The sequence below is a fragment of the Legionella cardiaca genome (assembly GCF_029026145.1).
Lineage (GTDB): Bacteria > Pseudomonadota > Gammaproteobacteria > Legionellales > Legionellaceae > Tatlockia > Tatlockia cardiaca.
Genome location: NZ_CP119078.1, coordinates 1,729,694 through 1,746,761 on the forward strand (window position 1 = coordinate 1,729,694; position 17,068 = coordinate 1,746,761).

Here is a 17,068-nt window from a genome sequence, read left to right on the forward strand (position 1 = left end):
AATCCCTTGTTGAATATACCGATGGATACTTGAATATGGCCAACTTTCTGGCTTTGAAGTATAACCATGTTTACAGGATTATAATGAATATAATCAATGTGTTTCTCCAAATCATGGTCATCTCTAATACGATGCTCCCAAAAGCGATTTTGCCAAACATTTCCTTCACCACGATTATTTCTGTTAACCACCCCCCTTTTTTTATTAACCCTTGCGTGAAACGCGTTTTAATTAAGCGCCAGCGTTGAGAATAATTGCAATCTTCTTTAGGTAGCTCCCCTATCAAATGCAAGTGATCCGGCAGTACAATAATGGCATGCGTCTTAAAGTTAAATTTAGCCTTCACAGCACGAAATGATTGACCTAATACATCAATATAGGTCGTTAAATAGGTAGATTTTCTGCTTTTCAAAGTTAACGTGAAAAAATAAATAGCACCATGAGAATAATCGCGACGATAGTTGACCATAAGCAATCCCTTAGGTTGGATGACGCGATGATAAAACTTGGGGAGTTGATGCAATATCTTTGAAAATCCCGGATTATGCTGCGCTAATCCGGGCTACGCATGCTAATAAAAAATATTGAGGGAAAATTATTAGCGGTTAAGTTCTATTAGAAAATAATTTGTATATTAAAAGCATAAAAATACCCGTTAAGGAGCAAAAAATACTTGCTAAGAGTATACCTAATCGAGCTGAATTAATAAGATTTTCATTGAAAGCTAAATTCGCGATAAAGATAGCCATGGTAAATCCGATACCAGTCAATATACTACCGCAACCTAACAATATCCAGTTGAGATCTCTAGGCCTCTTCGCTAATCCAAAAGCTTCGGCAATAAAACTAAAACCAAAAACACCTATAGGTTTTCCCAGAATAAATCCTAAAAATACAGCCAGGGTAACTTCATTAGTAAAATCGGAGAAAGATATCAGCACTCCTGCATTAGCTAACGCAAATAGAGGCAAAATTAGATACCCAATCCATGGGTGTAATAGAATTTCCAGTCGTTCAACCGGAGAAAGGGTTTCACGACTCGCTACTTCAGTCATGTGTAATGACTTGCGATCCTCTGTATCTCCGCTCCAATGTTCTCCTGGTGGATAAGAAACCATATGTTCTAAAATTTTACGTAATCGTTCATCACTTATCCATGTTTCAGTAGGGGTCATCAATCCAAGGATAACGCCAGTAATGGTGGGGTGAATACCGGAGGCATCCACTGAAACCCATATAAGGGCTCCAATTAAAAAAAATACAATTATACTGCGAATCCCTAATTTTCTTATTATGTAAACGAAAACAAACCCTATTACAGATGCACCAAGAGCAGTCCAAGTAATCCCATCACTATAACCAATAGCAACAACCAGAATAGCGCCAATGTCATCAATAATAGCCAACGACAACATGAATATCCGAAGACTTTGAGGAATATGTTTACCAAATAAGGCCAAGCATCCAATTACAAAAGCAGTATCTGTCGCCATAACAGTACCCCAGCCATTTTGTCCGGGTCTACCTTCTTGAAGTAAAAGGTAAAACACAGCAGGCACAAGCATTCCCCCTAAGGCCGCGACAATAGGAAGAGCAGCCATTTTAGGTTGACGTAACTCACCAAAAACTAACTCTCTTTTTAATTCTAAAGATACAAAAAAGAAAAATAGGGTCATTAATCCATCATTTATCCAGCCATGGATTGGACGAGAAAATTCAATATTTCCCAAGCGAATGCCCAAGGGTATATCCCAAATAGATAAAAAAGACTCTGACCAAGGAGAATTCGCCATAATTAGTGATATAGCAGTGGCTAATAATAGTAAACTGGCTGTGCTTGTTTCAATACGAATAAATCGATCTAAGGGTTTTGATATCCAATGTATGAGTTCTTTAGGTAATTGCGGACTTATGGGCATGCAGTCATCCTTTAACTATTATTAGAATATAAAAAACCAGTCTTAGTATCTTAAGTTTTTTAAGGTATACCAAATATGCCTGTGGTCGCGGGATTGTTCAGCGGTCTTGTAGTAATTTACATCATTGATCTGCCCACCTCAACTCTTGCTTTTGCAACGTCTTGTCTCTAGAAACAATCATCGGCATTGATAATGTGTTGCATCAATAAATAATGGTAATGACAAAAATGCAACTCCAGCAGAACTCTAGCTGATAGAACAAAATCACCTAATTAATGTTTACGAAACCTAAAATATTTAGGCCATTTTCAATAGAGTTTACTACATGTGGTTGTGACAATAAGTATTGTCCTATATGTTTTGTTAGCTGTTCTTGAGCGGTATCAAAAGCCACATTCCATTCATTTTTCTTAAAATCCCCATGTCCTAAATACATTAAAGCGACCAAGGTTGCCTGTTGGTCTGGTGGTAAGTTATTTATTGTAGCAAGTATACTTTGATACCAAGGATCCGACAGAATATACGGTGTATCCTCTTCTGTCGTCAACTTAGGATATTCATCTTCCTTTTCTTGAAAGCGTTCTATTTTATGAAGAATAGCTCTAATTTTCTGGGGTTTTATATTTAGCATTTTGTTTTCTCTTTCCATAATAATTAATTATAGTCTATGCATAGTTTTTGGCCTCTTGTGCTATTGGAGAATAATGATGTTGGGAATTTTCACAAAAAACTGTAAATTCATAATATGATCTATACATAACTACCATTTTGGACTCTAAGGAATCGATGGAAAAACAAGAAAGGAAGAAGAAACAAAACCAGTTATGGAAGGAAAGTTTACGCAGTAATTCAAGATATTAAGAATTCACATACAGTATCACTTATTGAAGAAAATTTGATTTAAAAACTCAACTACTTGCTGTGCCTTAATGCTTATCAATTGCTGAGCATGAAAACCATGAAGCCCGATCATTTTGTTGCAATCTTTCTATAAAGGAGTTCTCAGCGCTAATTAAATGTAGTTTTTTAGCCGAAGAGAACATTGATGTAATACATCCAAGCCTGACGCTTCCGCTTTTTTGCACCATTGGTTTAAAGATTCAATTAACACTTTTTGCGAGGATACTTTTTTTAGCCAAATTCGCTCCAATGATTGACGATAATTATAAACAAGTCATAATTGCTCAAAACAATTTAGTAAGTCTTGCAACTGAGGATTAGTTTTTGTAGTTCTTTCTTGTAACAGGCCTTTAGCATCTTTAAATAAATGCCATTCTTTTTTATCTTAATGTTGCGTTTTTCATTTTTCAAAAGGGGAATAATTACTCCTTCATATTAATTGGACATAATTTGAAAACGATTACTATTGTCTCTGGCCAATTTTGGAGGTAATTTTTTTATCTTCGCAAGTCCTAAAAAGGATAGACAAGCGTGATTTGCTTATAGACTATCTTATCCTATTAGTTTGATTTCCACCTTCATTATCCATTGTTTCTTTTGCTTCACTTTCTTCTTTTTCCTGTATTTGAATCGACTCTTCGGAGTGAGAAGGATGGGGAGTATTGCAAACAGAACATGATTGGGTTGATGAGCAAAAGTAACAGCAAAATTTATTAAACAAACAAAAAATAACACCTGCAGCAAATAGAGCGACTATTCCAAGACTATTACCAGAAGATATCGTCAAACCAGTTGCGATAGCCAATAAAATAACTCCCAGTACCTCAAAACGTAGTTCCCAGAGACATGTACTTACTTTGGAAAACTCCATTTTTCTCATGGTATAACTCCTATACTAGTAGTGTATAAATGTTAGCAAAAAAATATCTTTCCTTAATTTTAGACTACTATTTTTGATTCTTTTTACTGCATTTATACAAACATCTTTCTGAATTTCATTTGTAGAGGTTTTAATATTTTTCTGTAAAAAATTCTCTATTGAGGTGTGCTTAGGTCTAGCAAGCGTAGGCTGGGCTGCAAAGCCCAGCGATCCCTTTTGTGAAACTGAAAACTATGTTGACCAGTAAAACAGAATTAACAACTTTTCTTAGCATTGAAGTTTCCATTGCTGATGAATGCTGGGCTTTGCAGCCCAGCCTACGCTTGCCAATTGGAGCATTTTGGAAAAGGTTTATTTAAGTGATAACTCAAATTGAGATTTGTTGGGTTTAAGTAACCCAATCGACGCATCCTACTTCAGATGATTTCCAGATTTAATAGCTTCCTTCATAAAGGCTGTGTGAAATACATTATCACAACCAACATTAATGTATGCGTTTGCTGTATCAAATGCGTGAAAACATAATTTTTTGCCACCATCCCAATGTTGCCATGTAATGTAGGCGGTACCGTCGTCGTCAATTGAATAACTGCCCTTGTCTGTTTGTGGTTCATTGGCGGGTTTATGCGACATCCTACCAATAACAGTACCTTGCTCATCCATAAACATGGAAAAGGTATTTTCAATGGTGCGACCATTTAAGTTATCTGTTGCGATTGATATTGATGTTTTATTAACAAAAGCGTTGATAAATTGCTCTTTATTCAACGCGTTTAAAGTGGCAGCAAAACAGGACGCTTCACCAACCAACATTGTTGTTAAGATAATTGCTATAAATTTTTTCATAAATTCCTCTTAATAATTAAGCAGTTTCGCCAGCAAGCGTAGCCTGGTTGGCGCAGAGTGACAACCAGGGTTTTCCACTTCATTGGCGAGGAACCTGTTTGATGTTTTATAAGAATCAGATTGTGAAGTAAATGAATAAACCAAATTCAGCAGTAGCAACTGTCTTGAATTAGAAATTCAAGACAGTTGCTACTCGCTACGATGGCTGGGAATGACTTTCATATACGGCTATGGTGAGATGTGGGCTTCGATTCTTCCTAAAATCCACGTATAGAGAGTATACTTTTAGCTCTAGTTTATTGAATAAAAGAGTGCGAGTTAAATTAATAAAGAGAATAATATATGGATACTTATAAGGTCATTGATTTATTTATTTCTGGATTCGCTGCTTTAGGTACATGCGGTGCAACATTTTTAGCACTTTATTTTTGGTTTCGTGATGAAGCTTTAAAACTTCGGTTTAATGGAATGCATGGAGACGCATACGGTTCACTTCCGAATATTGAAGGGGGCTATTTAGCATTACGGTTTACTAATACAGGATATAGACCTATTTTTCTCGAATTAGCTGGAGTAAAATTTATCAGTGGTTATTTATGTTCAAAAAAACATGCCACTGTTGAATTCAGTATGCAAAATAATAACTTAATAGAAGATTCTTTACCTAAAATGCTACAACATGGTGAAACCTATATGTACGTAACATCCTGGAATAGTTTCTTAAAGTTATGTGATGCAAATAAATTTAGGAAGTTCCATATTTATACCTATGTTTCATCGCTACAAAAAGAAATTAATTTCAGCTTTAGCAAAAGTATCCTTACAGAAATAAATAATCGCAACTGATTACGCACCTATTTGTACAGATACAGTAGGTTATTAAAGCTGCGCGCAAGTAGCTATATGCATACTAATAATTGGCTTAATCGATAGCTCATGAGAGCCCTTTATTTTTATCCAGTTATTTTTTAGTTCGTCAATATTAAAATTACTCAGAGTAAAGCCACGAGTTTCTATTGTCCCTCTCTTGAATTGATCTTCAAAACCTGAAATATCTTTTAAAGGGCATTTTCTAAAATAAATGATTTCTTCAACCTCTAAATTAGCTGTAAATTTAACCGGAAAAGGTTTATTGTCAATCAATAAAAACAAATCTGTAGCTATAAACTCAATATTTTCATGAATACCAACGGAGATCTTATTGTTTTCGTTTATCCACCAGTTCATAAGGAGATCATTCGCAAGCCCAATTTCTTGTTCCTTATTATATAACATCATGGAATGATTTAAGGGAATGGGGCCGGTTCCCAGATACTGTATATTAAAACTAAACTGTCTCAGATTCCTAACCAAACAAATTGCTGGAAAGGCAATATCAGATCGCCAATCATGATTGCCAGTATCAATAAGTCTATATAATTTAAGTTGTGCATGCTCTCCTACAGCTAAAGCTGCTTTAGTAAACCCCTTAGCTGAAACAATAACTCCTATATTTGCACCCACGTCCTTTATCAATCCTATTGTGGCCTCGACACTTTTTACATTTACAGGCCCTTTTAAGTCCTTACATTCAATAACTATATTTATAAGATAATTACCTATATTTTTCTGAACTAAGATATCTATCTGTCTTTTTCTCCTGGAAATTCTGCCAACGATTTTTTGATCTAACTTAATTGTTGCTTCAGGAGCTAAATCAGCTTGAACCTTTGCAACTAAGTCTTCAAATGCTTTCCATTTTTTAATAGACATACTTTTATCAATTTAGGGGTTAAATCATTATTAATATTCGACACATAGCAAAAATAATATTTATTAATTACATAACTTATTGATTTTACAATGCCGTTGCGCGGAATCGAACCGCGGACCTATTGATTACGAATCAAGTGCTCTACCGACTGAGCTACAACGGCAATAGAATCTATTATACCCAGGGATGATTGAGGTGCAAGATTTCTAGGAGGCTTGTTGTGCTAGTTGGGCTTGCTTTTGTGTTAATACGACCCCGATGGTCCAGTCACCATTTTCGGCCATGAGGTTAATGTTTTGTTGGGGTTGGATACCGTAGCCGTCTACCATTAATGCATAATAGTAGGATGGGAACAGGCAATAGCCATAGAGGTAGTCGTTTCCGGGGTATTGCGACGTTAACGTTGACCATTGTTGGTGGCAGATTTGGGTGTCTGCTTGGTCAAGCAACTCTTGATTGGTGAACTGATTTTCAAATTGGAAAGGTTTGCTTTTAGCAAGATCAGATGCTCCCCCTATCACAAACCAACTGTTGATTTCGGAAGCAGCTAATGCTGGCTGAACAGTACTATTTACTTTATGTACTGAATTCATTAAATGAGCTAAGCCACTTTTACAAGAGTACGCATCGCCAGTCGCTGGTTGACCTGTGGGGAGCTCATAATTATCAGCAAAGCATGTTGATTCATCGAGGAATTGATGCGTTACTTCGGTTTGCCCTAAGCCTAAAAAGCTATGAATAAATAGCGTTAAATGGCGACCATAAAGATCAAATTGCTGAATGTCTTGAGCATTAATACCTTCTGTTTTTTGAATAGGGAATATAATTTGCACGGAAGCCCCCCCCATATCCATCACCCCAGATAATTCCTGATCATCCGCAGCCAAAGAACCTCGTTGGTAGTTAACCGCCAACCAACCGAATAACCCTTCTTCTGTGCCCGTTATCGTTTTGGCTTTTTGCAGCTGCCATCCTGATTGATGGGCGAACCATTGCTCAATCGTTGTATAAAACTGCTGTTGTTTAGGCTTTGGCAATAAACGCATGCCTGCTGTAGCGTAAAAATAGATAGGTAAGTTATTTTCTGGCGCTCCAGAAAATAACGTGGTTAAGTAAGCATCGATGGTTGCATCGTTTGCTTCAATAGTTGCTAAACCGGGTTTAATTTTTTTAGACCAGATTTCACGAATGTTAATGGGTGTTTGAGTAGCATCTAAATCATAAGAATAGATATGAACGCGGGAGCCGGTGCTGCCTGCATCCACTACAGCGAGACACTGATGCTCTTGGCAGTTAGTATTTGCAGCATTAACAGTAAAAGTAACCAGAATAGCAACAAGACAAACTAAACGAGCAATGACGCGCATAAGATCACTAGTGAAGACTTGAGAGTGGGCACATAGTACATTATGTATATTTTCTTGTCAATGAGAATTGAATAAGATCAATTATTGGTCCACTTATTCAGTTTTATAACAGGTTGGTTTTACCCTACCTCTATCTCCAGACAGACGAATCGTTACCATGCCACAATCTGCAGTGTTTAAGAAATCGATTCGTTGTTTCTGCAGTGTTTGCAATGTTTCTTTATGGGGAAAATGATAGCGATTATCAAACCCTGCGGAAATGACAGCAAACTGCGGTGCCACTTGTTTTATGAATGGCAATGAAGACGACGTTTTGCTGCCATGATGGGGCAGTACGAGAACAGCAGATTGTAGTTGCCCTTTATAATGAGTAACCAAATAATTTTCAGCCAGACGCTCAATATCCCCTGTTAATAGAATTTTTTGTTCTTTATTCTCGATTTGTAAGATACAAGAGTTGTTATTTTTATTTTTAAACCGTTTATTAATTGCTAAAAAACGAAAATTGACACCATCCCATTGCCAGGCAGGATAATGATGACAATTTTTACCACGATGATAAAAAGAGGGACTATTTACTATGAGTTCATCAATCTTATAGTTTTCTTCCAACGAGGCTAACCCACCTCGGTGATCTAAATCAGGATGGCTAATAATCACCTTATCGACTTTCTTTATACCTAGCGTATTTAGATAAGGAATAATCGCTAATTTTGCCATATCTCCTCCCTGATAAAATTTGACGCCAGTATCGTAAATGAGTAAGTGTTTTGCTGTTCGCACACTAACTGCTAATCCCTGTCCAACATCGATAATGTTAATTTCTGCCTTTCCGTCTTTCACACGCGGATAGCCTGGAAAAAGAGCAGCCATACTCATGACAATTAAGGCTGGCCACATTGTTTTTACTGGAAAAAATAACAGCACAAGCATAGTTAACATTAATGCCAGCGGCGACAGTACACTGATAAATGAAAAATTTAGGTTAAGCAATGAAAGAGCATCAATCCAATTTAAATAATAAAGCAACCCTTCAATAGCCCACGATACCAGAATTAGCAAAAGAGAATTATCCCACCATTGAGCCATAAACAAAGCGATCAAAGACAACGGCACAATAATAAATTCCACCAAAGGAATGGCCAGTAAATTAGCAAGTACGCCATTGACTGCCCCATAAGAAAACCAAAACAAAGTTAGAGGCATTAAACCAAAAAGACAGATTAACTGCAGGATGATTGTTTTTCTAAACCCTTTTGCAGAAAAACGCTGACTACCAAGCAGTAGACTCGCGACCGCGAGAAAAGATAAATAAAATCCGGGCGATAAGACATCGTGTGGCTCATAAAGTAAGACAGCAAGCAATGAGTAGCGCCAGGCTTGCCATGCTGTGAAACGATGATTTAAGAAATTTTTTAAAAGTAAGAAAAAACAGGCAATTAAAGAGCGCTGTGAAGCGGCTGCAAAACCTGCAATAAGCGCATAAATAAGAGCCATTAAAAAACTAACAATACTGGCAGCCTGGTCGGCGGGATAATGAAGGCATAATCGCCCTCCTCGTGACCATAACCAACGCATTAATAAAAAACTTAATCCAGCCACAAGTCCTATATGAGAGCCAGAAATAACCATTAAGTGCGTTGTGCCTGTTCGCCTGAATAGATCCCATTGTGATTTATCAATGTGATTGGTTAATCCTAAAGTTAATGCTTCAAAAACGCCTAATACCTTCTCTTTAGGCATTAATTTGCCAACATTTAGAGCAAGATGCTCACGAAAACCAAGAAGACTTTGCGGACTATGAACTCGCGTCAACAATTTAGCGGAATGGGGTCTAATGTAACCAGTCCAACTAATATGGCGCGCATTAAGCCAACCGACATAATCAAAACCACCTGGATTTCCAAGGTTAACAGGCTTTTTTAACTTGGCTTCAAAATGCCAGAAGTCCCCTACTTTAAATTTAGGGCAATGAGTATAGCAAGCGAGTAAAACTGTCGACTTCACTTGTTTGCCATTCAGCTGATTTATTAAAAACTGGAATTGAGATTTGGAAAAACCAGTGGTTGGGATAGAGACAATTTCACCTTCCAAAATGGCTTTTGTGATTACTTGAACATCCGATGGCATATCACTATCGGCTACCCACCGGTTATGAATCACACTCCAAAAAATGGCAACTAAAAAACAACCGAGCAAAGTCCACCGAGGTTTTAAACTCAGACTCATAGCAAGAAATAAAAAAGCATAGAGGGATTTTGAATAGGCAAAAGCTATCCCTGCAAAAAAACAAAGAATTTCCATATTTTAATTGGACTTGCTGCAATGGGTGCCTACTTTATAATAATTAATGCAGGCATACAATTCTCTAAACCACTAAACTCGGGATACTCTCTGTGGTGGCAGCTTCATAAATAGCTTGTAATAACATCTCTGTCGTACTATGGCTTTTACATCCTGATGCAAAAAAATAAAATCCAGTTCCACGATTTATCATTAAGCTATGCTCTTTAGTTTCAAGTATTTCTTTCAAGCGATTACCAAGCTTACTATCGGGTAGTGATTCTAATTCTGTAAATAAATTTCTAAGTTCATTTGCTTTAATTTTTGCTTTAATATCTTTAGAATTTTCTAACTCGCTTGCATAATTGCTTAAGGCATCAAGTGTCTCTCGTAACTTAGGAGAGCGAGGCATCCGTTCAGCTTCAGCTGAAAATGTTTCCTCTCTTTTAATCGCAGCTTGAGGTAAATCAGGGAAAATGTCATGCTCAACCAAATTCTCATAGGGTAATTTATAAACGGTAACGAAACTCACTTTACCATTCATTTCCATGGCTTGATGAAGTAAATGAGCTGACAAAAAGTTAACTGCATCTTCACGGCACTTAAATTTAACTAAACCATAATTATTATCGTAATACTCAATGCCTTTGCCCACCATTCGCAAAGCTGTTGAGTGAAAGCCCCAGGTATTTATTAAGAAATTAAAATTAAAAGTGCTTTTTTCATCCAGCTGTTTTAGAGCATTCCAAATAACTTCCTTTATCTTTAGTTCTTGCCTTATAGCAAAATACCAGCCTACGCGTCTAAAAAGAATATCTGCAAAGGTCCAGTTGGTTTTGAAAGTGGTATAAAGCTTTTTATCTGAGGCTACTGATAAACTATCCAATATTCCCTTGGATGCCAGTTTTCCATAACGATGAGTATGTCCCCAACAGTACCCATTAAAATCTGAACTTTTAAAAGGATCATTTGATTGATTAAAGGGAATAAAATGAGTAGCATATTTTTGTGCTAATTGAGCGTAATGTGAACCATTTTCTTGATATGCATCGTAATTCGCCATCTGACTTTTGGCAGTTCTTTTGATGTTTTTCAGGACATTTTTAACTTCTAAAACAGCATGATCCACATCATCTTTTGGCAATGATTGAAGAATATTTTTTATTTCCTTGCGTACCTTTGCTAATTGCTCTATATCATAGGCTTTACGCAATTCAAGGATGGATTTCTCAGCAGAAGCTGTTTTTAAATAAGTAACAAAGCTAGGATGGTTAGCCTCTTTTTCCAGATTTTTCAATGAGCTTTTTAAACGAGCTGCAAGGTATTTATCTTTAATATTTTTGATTAATTTGTAGCAATCAGAATAGTGCATACTTCAGCTTAGGCTAAGAGAGCGATGGCCTATTTTAGCAAAGTTAACTTAATGAATGCTTAAGTAACTTTATCAGCGCTGAATTTGTTTATTTATAAAATAAGATCATTAATTAATCATTTATTAATATTCATTTGATACGATCAATGTACTGAAAGTCAAAGTTCAAAACATTATAGGGATAGGTAACAAAGGAGAGCTTAACTCTACCCCTTCAGAAAGAGCAGAATCAGGAGAAATCGTTTTAGTTACTATTGAAATTGAAATCTATGCGGAACATAACGAAACAAACAGATTGGGTATCTTAACCTGATAACCTATAGGAAATTCTCTTACAAAATTTAGGTATTCCCAGTAAAAATCGCTAGCCTGTTAATCTTCTCGTTATATTAAAACCAATGACAATCTTAGGAAAATTTTCTAAAAAACTAGCAATATCAAACAGATTCAAATAGGATAAGACTAATCTGCGGTGAAAAGGATATTTCTCCATGATCATTTCAGCGTTAAATGAAAGTAATAACGATACCCGCGTCGCAATTACCCCTAATGCAGTAAAGCAGTACCTCAAAATGGGCTTGGACGTGACAGTGGAAAGCAATGCCGGTCAGGCATCAGGTTTCAGTGATGCAGATTACCAGACATCAGGCGCTACTATTGTTAATGACAGAAAAGCATTGCTTAATACCGCAAATATTATTGTCTGTGTTGATGAACCTAATCCTAAAGAACTTGTAGGTATTACTCCAAAAACTCTCGTGATTGGTCCTATCGATAATGAGCCAACCAGTGATTTATTAACGTGGGGCGCAAAAGAAAAAATTAGTATTTTTTCAATGAATCTCATCCCACGTATTAGTCGTGCACAAAGTATGGATAGTTTGTCTTCTCAGGCTAACCTCGCAGGTTATCGTGCAGTATTAGAAGCCGTTTCTCATTTTAAACGCGCTATTCCAATGATGATGACAGCGGCGGGTATGATTCACCCCGCAAAAGTATTGATTCTTGGCGCTGGTGTTGCGGGTCTCCAGGCCATTGCAACCGCCAAACGTCTGGGGGCTGTTGTCTATGCTTTTGATGTTCGTCGTGCTGCTAAAGAACAAGTAGAAAGCTTAGGCGCTGAGTTTATTGAAGTCAGCATGGAGCAAGATGCAGAAACAAGCGGGGGTTATGCTGGCGAAACGAGTGAAGAATATAAACGTTTACAGGCAGAACTTATTGATCAATATGCAAAGCAATCAGACATTACTATTTCTACAGCCTTAATACCCGGTAAAAAAGCGCCTGTATTAATAACTAAAAAAACCGTTGAACAAATGAAACCAGGTTCTGTCATTGTTGATTTAGCCACGGCTCGAGGTGGAAATTGTGAACTGAGTGAAAAAGATAAGATTATTAAACATGGTGAAGTGACTCTTGTGGGTTTAAGCAATCTTGCAGGATTAATACCCGCAACCGCCAGTGAGTTGTATGCAACCAATTTGATAAATTTACTACGCCTTCTAATTCCTTCAGCCGATGCGCTTTCTTTTAATGCTGAAGATGAAATTATTAAACAAGCCTTGCTTTGTCACGATGGCCAATATCTCCCCTTTCAAATGGCTAAGGAACCACAACATGCCTGAAATCAATACACTTGGTAATCCCTATATCGCAATTCTTACCATTTTTGTTTTAGCCTGTTTTGTTGGCTATTACGTAGTCTGGAAAGTTACACCAGCACTACACACGCCATTGATGTCAGTAACCAATGCTATCTCTAGTATTATCATTCTCGGTGCCCTTATCGCTGCAGGTACTCAATTCACGGGAACAATTACTTTTTTAGGCGGATTAGGCATTTTTATTACCGCCATTAATATTTTTGGTGGATTTGTGGTAACTCAGCGCATGTTACGCATGTATAAAAAATAATAGGATAAACATATGACTTCTTTATTCCCCTTTTTATACCTGGTTGCCGCAGTATGCTTCATTCTGGCACTCAAAGGTTTAGCTAGTCCTGCCACCTCACGTCGCGGTAATTTATTAGGGATTTTTGGCATGGCGGTGGCAATTGGTTCAACCTTAATGATGCCATCAGTTCATCATCATGGATTATTAATTGGGCTTATTATCGCCGGCGGTATTATTGGTACTATCATTGCGCTTAAAATTAATATGACAGCCATTCCGCAATTAGTTGCTGGCTTTCACTCATTAGTAGGTCTTGCTGCTGTTCTTGTCGCATTTTGTGCGTATCTCTCTCCGCAATCCTTTCATATTGGCACCCCAGGAGCAATCGAATTTGCCAGTTTGATTGAGATGAGCCTTGGACTAATTATCGGGGCAATTACGTTTTCTGGTTCCATCATTGCCTTTTTAAAACTCCAGGGACTTATGTCAGGAAAACCTGTGCGCTATCCAGGACAAAAAATAGGAAATTTGATTATTGCCCTGGCGATTGTTGCATTGTTTATTTACTTTGTAATGGCTCAAGGACTGCCTATTTTTGCTTTAATGGCGCTGCTTTCTTTTCTCATTGGTATTTTGTTAATCATTCCAATTGGTGGTGCCGATATGCCGGTGGTCATTTCGATGTTGAACTCCTATTCTGGTTGGGCAGCAGCAGGTATTGGCTTTACATTAAGTAATCATCTTTTAGTGATTACTGGCGCGTTGGTTGGTGCAAGCGGGGCCATTCTGAGTTATATCATGTGCGTTGGCATGAATCGCTCCATCATTAATGTTATTTTTGGTGGTTTAAAAGGAGCTGATACAAACGCTGCAGCAGCCCATCATGATAATCAGCAAATACATCAAGCCAATGGTGAAGATGCTGCCTTTTTATTAAGCAATGCCAAAGATGTGATCATTGTTCCCGGATATGGAATGGCCGTAGCTCATGCGCAGCATGCCGTGAAAGAATTAGTCGATGCATTAGAGGATCGCGACATTCGGGTTCGCTTTGCTATCCATCCAGTGGCTGGTCGTATGCCTGGCCATATGAATGTGCTTCTTGCTGAAGCAAATATTCCTTATGACCGTGTATTTGAACAAAGTGAAATCAACCGCGATTTTGCTACCTCTGATGTGGCTTTTGTCATTGGCGCTAATGACATAACCAACCCCGCAGCTAAAACTGACCCAGGTTCGCCCATTTATGGTATGCCTGTATTAGAAGTTGAGAAAGCTAAAACCGTTTTATTCGTAAAACGCAGTCTTTCCCCGGGATATGCTGGTGTCGATAATGATCTCTTCTTCCGTGACAATACGTATATGCTTTTTGGTGATGCCAAAACGATGACAGAATCCATCGCCAAAGCATTAGAAGAAATCTAGTCTTAATATCATCCCAATTGGTTTACATAGTGTCATACGTGGTGATGACACTATATGTAAACAATATGCTCATAAAAAAATCGATAAATTCTTCAGGAAAATCAGGCACATAGCGCTAAAAAATTTTGCATCTTCTAATTTTGCAATCAGGCACAGTAAGTAGACAATGACAGATCGTTGGTAGCTGTTTAGACGTGTTTATTGTTCATGGTTTGCTAAGCCCACAAAATAAGGTTATCTTAATTGATTTTTTATTAGGAGATCTTTATGTTACGAAAGCTTGGTTATAGCTTGTTTTGTGCAGGAGCATTATTCAGTGCGAACGCCCTGGCTATAACTCACACCCTGGCGGCTGGTATTAACGTGGAGTATGAATTAGCTCCAAATAAATCAGAGGATTTTGTAAATTCCTGGTTTTGGACTATCACTTCAACTTGCACAATACACACCAAGGATAATAGTGACGATATTTTTATTGAGATTCTAAAGAAATCAGGAAAAGTTAATGACATCAGCTTACACCAGGGCGATACACTATTAATGCCCGTTCATAATGGTGATAAAGTCATTATTGCAGCGGAGTCTGGTAGCAAAGTAAGACTAACTAATCAAGGCGAAAACACTGTTTCTGCAAGTTGCTCAACTTAAACGCAACTCAAAGAGTTTATTGACATTTTACCAGAATAATGAAATGTCAGTAGCTTTGAGGTATGAGGGGAATACTCTTCCCCTCTCCTATCTCTTTATTAATGTTCTCGGGTCGCTGCAAAATGAATTTTGGGATAGCGCTCTTGGGCCATGGTTAGATTGACCCTTGTAGGGGCCAGATACATTAAAGAATCACTACCGTCTAAAGCCAGGTAATCATGAGCTTTTATACGAAACTCAGCCATCGCTTTATCATCGTCAGAATAAACCCAGCGAGCACAGCTCACATTTACCGTTTCATAGATACAGTCTACTTTATATTCATGTTTTAAACGGTGGGCCACAACATCAAACTGCAAGACACCCACTGCACCTAAAATCAATTGATTGCTGTTTAAAGGACGAAATACTTGCGTTGCTCCTTCCTCTGATAACTCAATCAAACCTTTTAATAATGCTTTGCTTTTTAGTGGATCTTTAAGACGTACCAAGCGAAAAAGCTCGGGTGCAAAATTGGGAATGCCGGTAAATTTTAAGGTTTCCCCCTGAGTAAACGTATCGCCAATGCGAATAGTGCCATGATTATGCAAACCAATAATATCACCTGCCATTGCCATTTCTGCGTGCGCCCTATCGCCTGCCATAAAAGTTAGTGCATTCGCAATTTGCACTTCTTTTGCAATTCGCAAATGTGTTAATTTCATCCCTTTCTTAAAGGTTCCAGAACAAATACGCAAAAAAGCAATGCGATCGCGATGTTTGGGATCCATGTTAGCCTGGATCTTGAATACAAAACCGCTAAACGCTTCTTCAGCAGGATTTACCCGTCGCTCCAATGCCACGCGAGGCATAGGGCCTGGAGCATATTCAGCAAAATCATCCAAAAGTTCTTTAATGCCAAAATTATTAATAGCAGACCCAAAATAAACGGGCGTCAGTTTTCCTGAGAGATAATCTTCAATGTTAAACTCGTGTGAAGCACCTTTAACTAATTCAATTTCATCACGTAGTTCTTGGGCCATGCTTCCTAAGAGCTCATCTAATTGCGGATTATTTAATCCTTTTATTGCCACTGCTTCCTGTTTTTGAGTATTTTTTCCTGGCTGATACAGATAAACAGTGTCTTGATAGAGATGGTAAATCCCCTTAAAACGTTTCCCCATTCCAACGGGCCAGGTTACAGGCGCACATTGAATACCAAGTACAGTTTCAACCTCATCAAGCAAACTAATCGGCTCTCGTCCCTCACGGTCTAATTTATTAATAAAAGTCATAATTGGTGTATCTCGTAAACGACATACTTCCATTAATTTAACCGTTCGCTCCTCGACCCCTTTAGCAACGTCGATAACCATTAGCGCGGAGTCGACTGCCGTGAGCGTTCTGTAGGTATCTTCAGAGAAATCTTCATGACCTGGGGTATCGAGTAAATTCATCACATGGTTATTATGAATAAACTGCATGACGGAGGTAGTGATAGAGATTCCTCTTTCTTTCTCCATCTCCATCCAATCAGATGTTGCATGCCTGTCGGCTTTTCGTCCCTTCACAGTACCAGCCAGCTGAATAGCACCCCCGAATAATAATAATTTTTCGGTGACCGTGGTTTTACCTGCATCGGGGTGAGAAATAATAGCGAATGTTCGCCGTTTGGAAAAATTCTGATAAAAATCGGACATATGAACCTGCCACTGCACAAGATAACGTGCATTTTAAGGGAAAGAACCTAAACTGACAATTTACTATGGAATATAGTTCTTAAATTTGTAGACAGCCAGC

Annotated in this window: 16 protein-coding genes and 1 tRNA gene; 5 read left to right on the forward strand and 12 right to left on the reverse strand. The window is 37.8% G+C overall.

The features are described from left to right. Window positions 1-70: 70 nt before the first annotated feature. From PXX05_RS07390 to PXX05_RS07410, 6 genes are all read right to left on the reverse strand, one after another. Window positions 71-469 (reverse strand): REP-associated tyrosine transposase, encoded by a 399-nt coding sequence (locus PXX05_RS07390; RefSeq protein WP_275090425.1) that lies wholly within the window; start codon window positions 467-469, stop codon window positions 71-73. A gap of 136 nt (window positions 470-605) precedes the next feature. After that, on the reverse strand, window positions 606-1,919 hold the full coding sequence (gene nhaA, locus PXX05_RS07395; RefSeq protein WP_275090426.1) for a Na+/H+ antiporter NhaA: 1,314 nt from the start codon (window positions 1,917-1,919) through the stop codon (window positions 606-608). 268 nt (window positions 1,920-2,187) lie between these two features. Next, window positions 2,188-2,568 (reverse strand): DUF3775 domain-containing protein, encoded by a 381-nt coding sequence (locus PXX05_RS07400; RefSeq protein ID WP_275090427.1) that lies wholly within the window; start codon window positions 2,566-2,568, stop codon window positions 2,188-2,190. A 363-nt stretch (window positions 2,569-2,931) separates the two neighbouring features. After that, window positions 2,932-3,030 carry a hypothetical protein gene (locus PXX05_RS15145; protein ID WP_420844636.1) on the reverse strand — a complete coding sequence of 33 codons (99 nt, stop codon included), beginning with the start codon at window positions 3,028-3,030 and terminating at the stop codon, window positions 2,932-2,934. Window positions 3,031-3,366: 336 nt separating this feature from the next. Further along, a complete protein-coding gene (locus PXX05_RS07405) occupies window positions 3,367-3,699 on the reverse strand; it encodes a hypothetical protein (RefSeq protein ID WP_275090428.1) in 333 nt (110 codons plus the stop codon). A 411-nt stretch (window positions 3,700-4,110) separates the two neighbouring features. Beyond that, window positions 4,111-4,545: a hypothetical protein gene (locus PXX05_RS07410; RefSeq protein WP_275090429.1), complete on the reverse strand. Its 435-nt coding sequence runs from the start codon at window positions 4,543-4,545 to the stop codon at window positions 4,111-4,113. Between the two features lie 342 nt (window positions 4,546-4,887). On the opposite strand from PXX05_RS07410, the gene PXX05_RS07415 reads away from it, so the two are divergent. After that, window positions 4,888-5,391 carry a hypothetical protein gene (locus PXX05_RS07415; protein WP_275090430.1) on the forward strand — a complete coding sequence of 168 codons (504 nt, stop codon included), beginning with the start codon at window positions 4,888-4,890 and terminating at the stop codon, window positions 5,389-5,391. A gap of 33 nt (window positions 5,392-5,424) precedes the next feature. On the opposite strand, the gene PXX05_RS07420 is transcribed toward PXX05_RS07415, so the two are convergent. From PXX05_RS07420 to PXX05_RS07440, 5 genes are all read right to left on the reverse strand, one after another. Further along, window positions 5,425-6,297 (reverse strand): restriction endonuclease, encoded by an 873-nt coding sequence (locus tag PXX05_RS07420; RefSeq protein ID WP_275090431.1) that lies wholly within the window; start codon window positions 6,295-6,297, stop codon window positions 5,425-5,427. A 91-nt stretch (window positions 6,298-6,388) separates the two neighbouring features. Next, window positions 6,389-6,461, reverse strand: a tRNA-Thr gene (locus PXX05_RS07425). 43 nt (window positions 6,462-6,504) lie between these two features. Beyond that, window positions 6,505-7,665 carry an acetate and sugar kinases/Hsc70/actin family protein gene (locus PXX05_RS07430; RefSeq protein WP_275090432.1) on the reverse strand — a complete coding sequence of 387 codons (1,161 nt, stop codon included), beginning with the start codon at window positions 7,663-7,665 and terminating at the stop codon, window positions 6,505-6,507. A 93-nt stretch (window positions 7,666-7,758) separates the two neighbouring features. Continuing rightward, the gene (locus PXX05_RS07435) at window positions 7,759-9,969 is read right to left on the reverse strand and encodes a DNA internalization-related competence protein ComEC/Rec2 (RefSeq protein ID WP_275090433.1); all 2,211 of its coding nucleotides are present in this window, start codon (window positions 9,967-9,969) and stop codon (window positions 7,759-7,761) included. A 64-nt stretch (window positions 9,970-10,033) separates the two neighbouring features. Next, the gene (locus PXX05_RS07440) at window positions 10,034-11,320 is read right to left on the reverse strand and encodes a hypothetical protein (protein WP_275087597.1); all 1,287 of its coding nucleotides are present in this window, start codon (window positions 11,318-11,320) and stop codon (window positions 10,034-10,036) included. 491 nt (window positions 11,321-11,811) lie between these two features. Between PXX05_RS07440 and PXX05_RS07445 the strand changes: the two genes are divergently transcribed. The 4 genes from PXX05_RS07445 (at window position 11,812) to PXX05_RS07460 (ending at window position 15,289) form a co-directional block, all read left to right on the forward strand. Then, complete coding sequence (locus PXX05_RS07445; RefSeq protein WP_275087598.1) at window positions 11,812-12,945, forward strand: Re/Si-specific NAD(P)(+) transhydrogenase subunit alpha; 1,134 nt, start codon at window positions 11,812-11,814, stop codon at window positions 12,943-12,945. Next, window positions 12,938-13,234, forward strand: coding sequence for a proton-translocating transhydrogenase family protein (locus PXX05_RS07450; protein WP_275087599.1), 297 nt, complete (start codon window positions 12,938-12,940; stop codon window positions 13,232-13,234). The genes PXX05_RS07445 and PXX05_RS07450 overlap by 8 nt, the downstream gene beginning before the upstream one ends. Window positions 13,235-13,246: 12 nt before the next feature. Continuing rightward, the gene (locus PXX05_RS07455) at window positions 13,247-14,641 is read left to right on the forward strand and encodes an NAD(P)(+) transhydrogenase (Re/Si-specific) subunit beta (protein WP_275087600.1); all 1,395 of its coding nucleotides are present in this window, start codon (window positions 13,247-13,249) and stop codon (window positions 14,639-14,641) included. A gap of 267 nt (window positions 14,642-14,908) precedes the next feature. Next, window positions 14,909-15,289, forward strand: a complete 381-nt coding sequence (locus tag PXX05_RS07460; protein WP_275087601.1) for a hypothetical protein — start codon at window positions 14,909-14,911, stop codon at window positions 15,287-15,289. 98 nt (window positions 15,290-15,387) lie between these two features. On the opposite strand, the gene PXX05_RS07465 is transcribed toward PXX05_RS07460, so the two are convergent. Beyond that, a complete protein-coding gene (locus PXX05_RS07465; protein ID WP_275087602.1) occupies window positions 15,388-16,968 on the reverse strand; it encodes a peptide chain release factor 3 in 1,581 nt (526 codons plus the stop codon). Window positions 16,969-17,068: the final 100 nt, after the last annotated feature.

What these genes read in the sequence shown, in the direction of transcription:
- PXX05_RS07390 (WP_275090425.1), bottom strand. Translation starts at nt 469, where the DNA reads ATGGTCAACTATCGTCGCGATTATTCTCATGGTGCTATTTATTTTTTC.
- nhaA (WP_275090426.1), bottom strand. Translation starts at nt 1,919, where the DNA reads ATGCCCATAAGTCCGCAATTACCTAAAGAACTCATACATTGGATATCA.
- PXX05_RS07400 (WP_275090427.1), bottom strand. Translation starts at nt 2,568, where the DNA reads ATGGAAAGAGAAAACAAAATGCTAAATATAAAACCCCAGAAAATTAGA.
- PXX05_RS07405 (WP_275090428.1), bottom strand. Translation starts at nt 3,699, where the DNA reads ATGAGAAAAATGGAGTTTTCCAAAGTAAGTACATGTCTCTGGGAACTA.
- PXX05_RS07410 (WP_275090429.1), bottom strand. Translation starts at nt 4,545, where the DNA reads ATGAAAAAATTTATAGCAATTATCTTAACAACAATGTTGGTTGGTGAA.
- PXX05_RS07415 (WP_275090430.1), top strand. Translation starts at nt 4,888, where the DNA reads ATGGATACTTATAAGGTCATTGATTTATTTATTTCTGGATTCGCTGCT.
- PXX05_RS07420 (WP_275090431.1), bottom strand. Translation starts at nt 6,297, where the DNA reads ATGTCTATTAAAAAATGGAAAGCATTTGAAGACTTAGTTGCAAAGGTT.
- PXX05_RS07430 (WP_275090432.1), bottom strand. Translation starts at nt 7,665, where the DNA reads ATGCGCGTCATTGCTCGTTTAGTTTGTCTTGTTGCTATTCTGGTTACT.
- PXX05_RS07435 (WP_275090433.1), bottom strand. Translation starts at nt 9,969, where the DNA reads ATGGAAATTCTTTGTTTTTTTGCAGGGATAGCTTTTGCCTATTCAAAA.
- PXX05_RS07440 (WP_275087597.1), bottom strand. Translation starts at nt 11,320, where the DNA reads ATGCACTATTCTGATTGCTACAAATTAATCAAAAATATTAAAGATAAA.
- PXX05_RS07445 (WP_275087598.1), top strand. Translation starts at nt 11,812, where the DNA reads ATGATCATTTCAGCGTTAAATGAAAGTAATAACGATACCCGCGTCGCA.
- PXX05_RS07450 (WP_275087599.1), top strand. Translation starts at nt 12,938, where the DNA reads ATGCCTGAAATCAATACACTTGGTAATCCCTATATCGCAATTCTTACC.
- PXX05_RS07455 (WP_275087600.1), top strand. Translation starts at nt 13,247, where the DNA reads ATGACTTCTTTATTCCCCTTTTTATACCTGGTTGCCGCAGTATGCTTC.
- PXX05_RS07460 (WP_275087601.1), top strand. Translation starts at nt 14,909, where the DNA reads ATGTTACGAAAGCTTGGTTATAGCTTGTTTTGTGCAGGAGCATTATTC.
- PXX05_RS07465 (WP_275087602.1), bottom strand. Translation starts at nt 16,968, where the DNA reads ATGTCCGATTTTTATCAGAATTTTTCCAAACGGCGAACATTCGCTATT.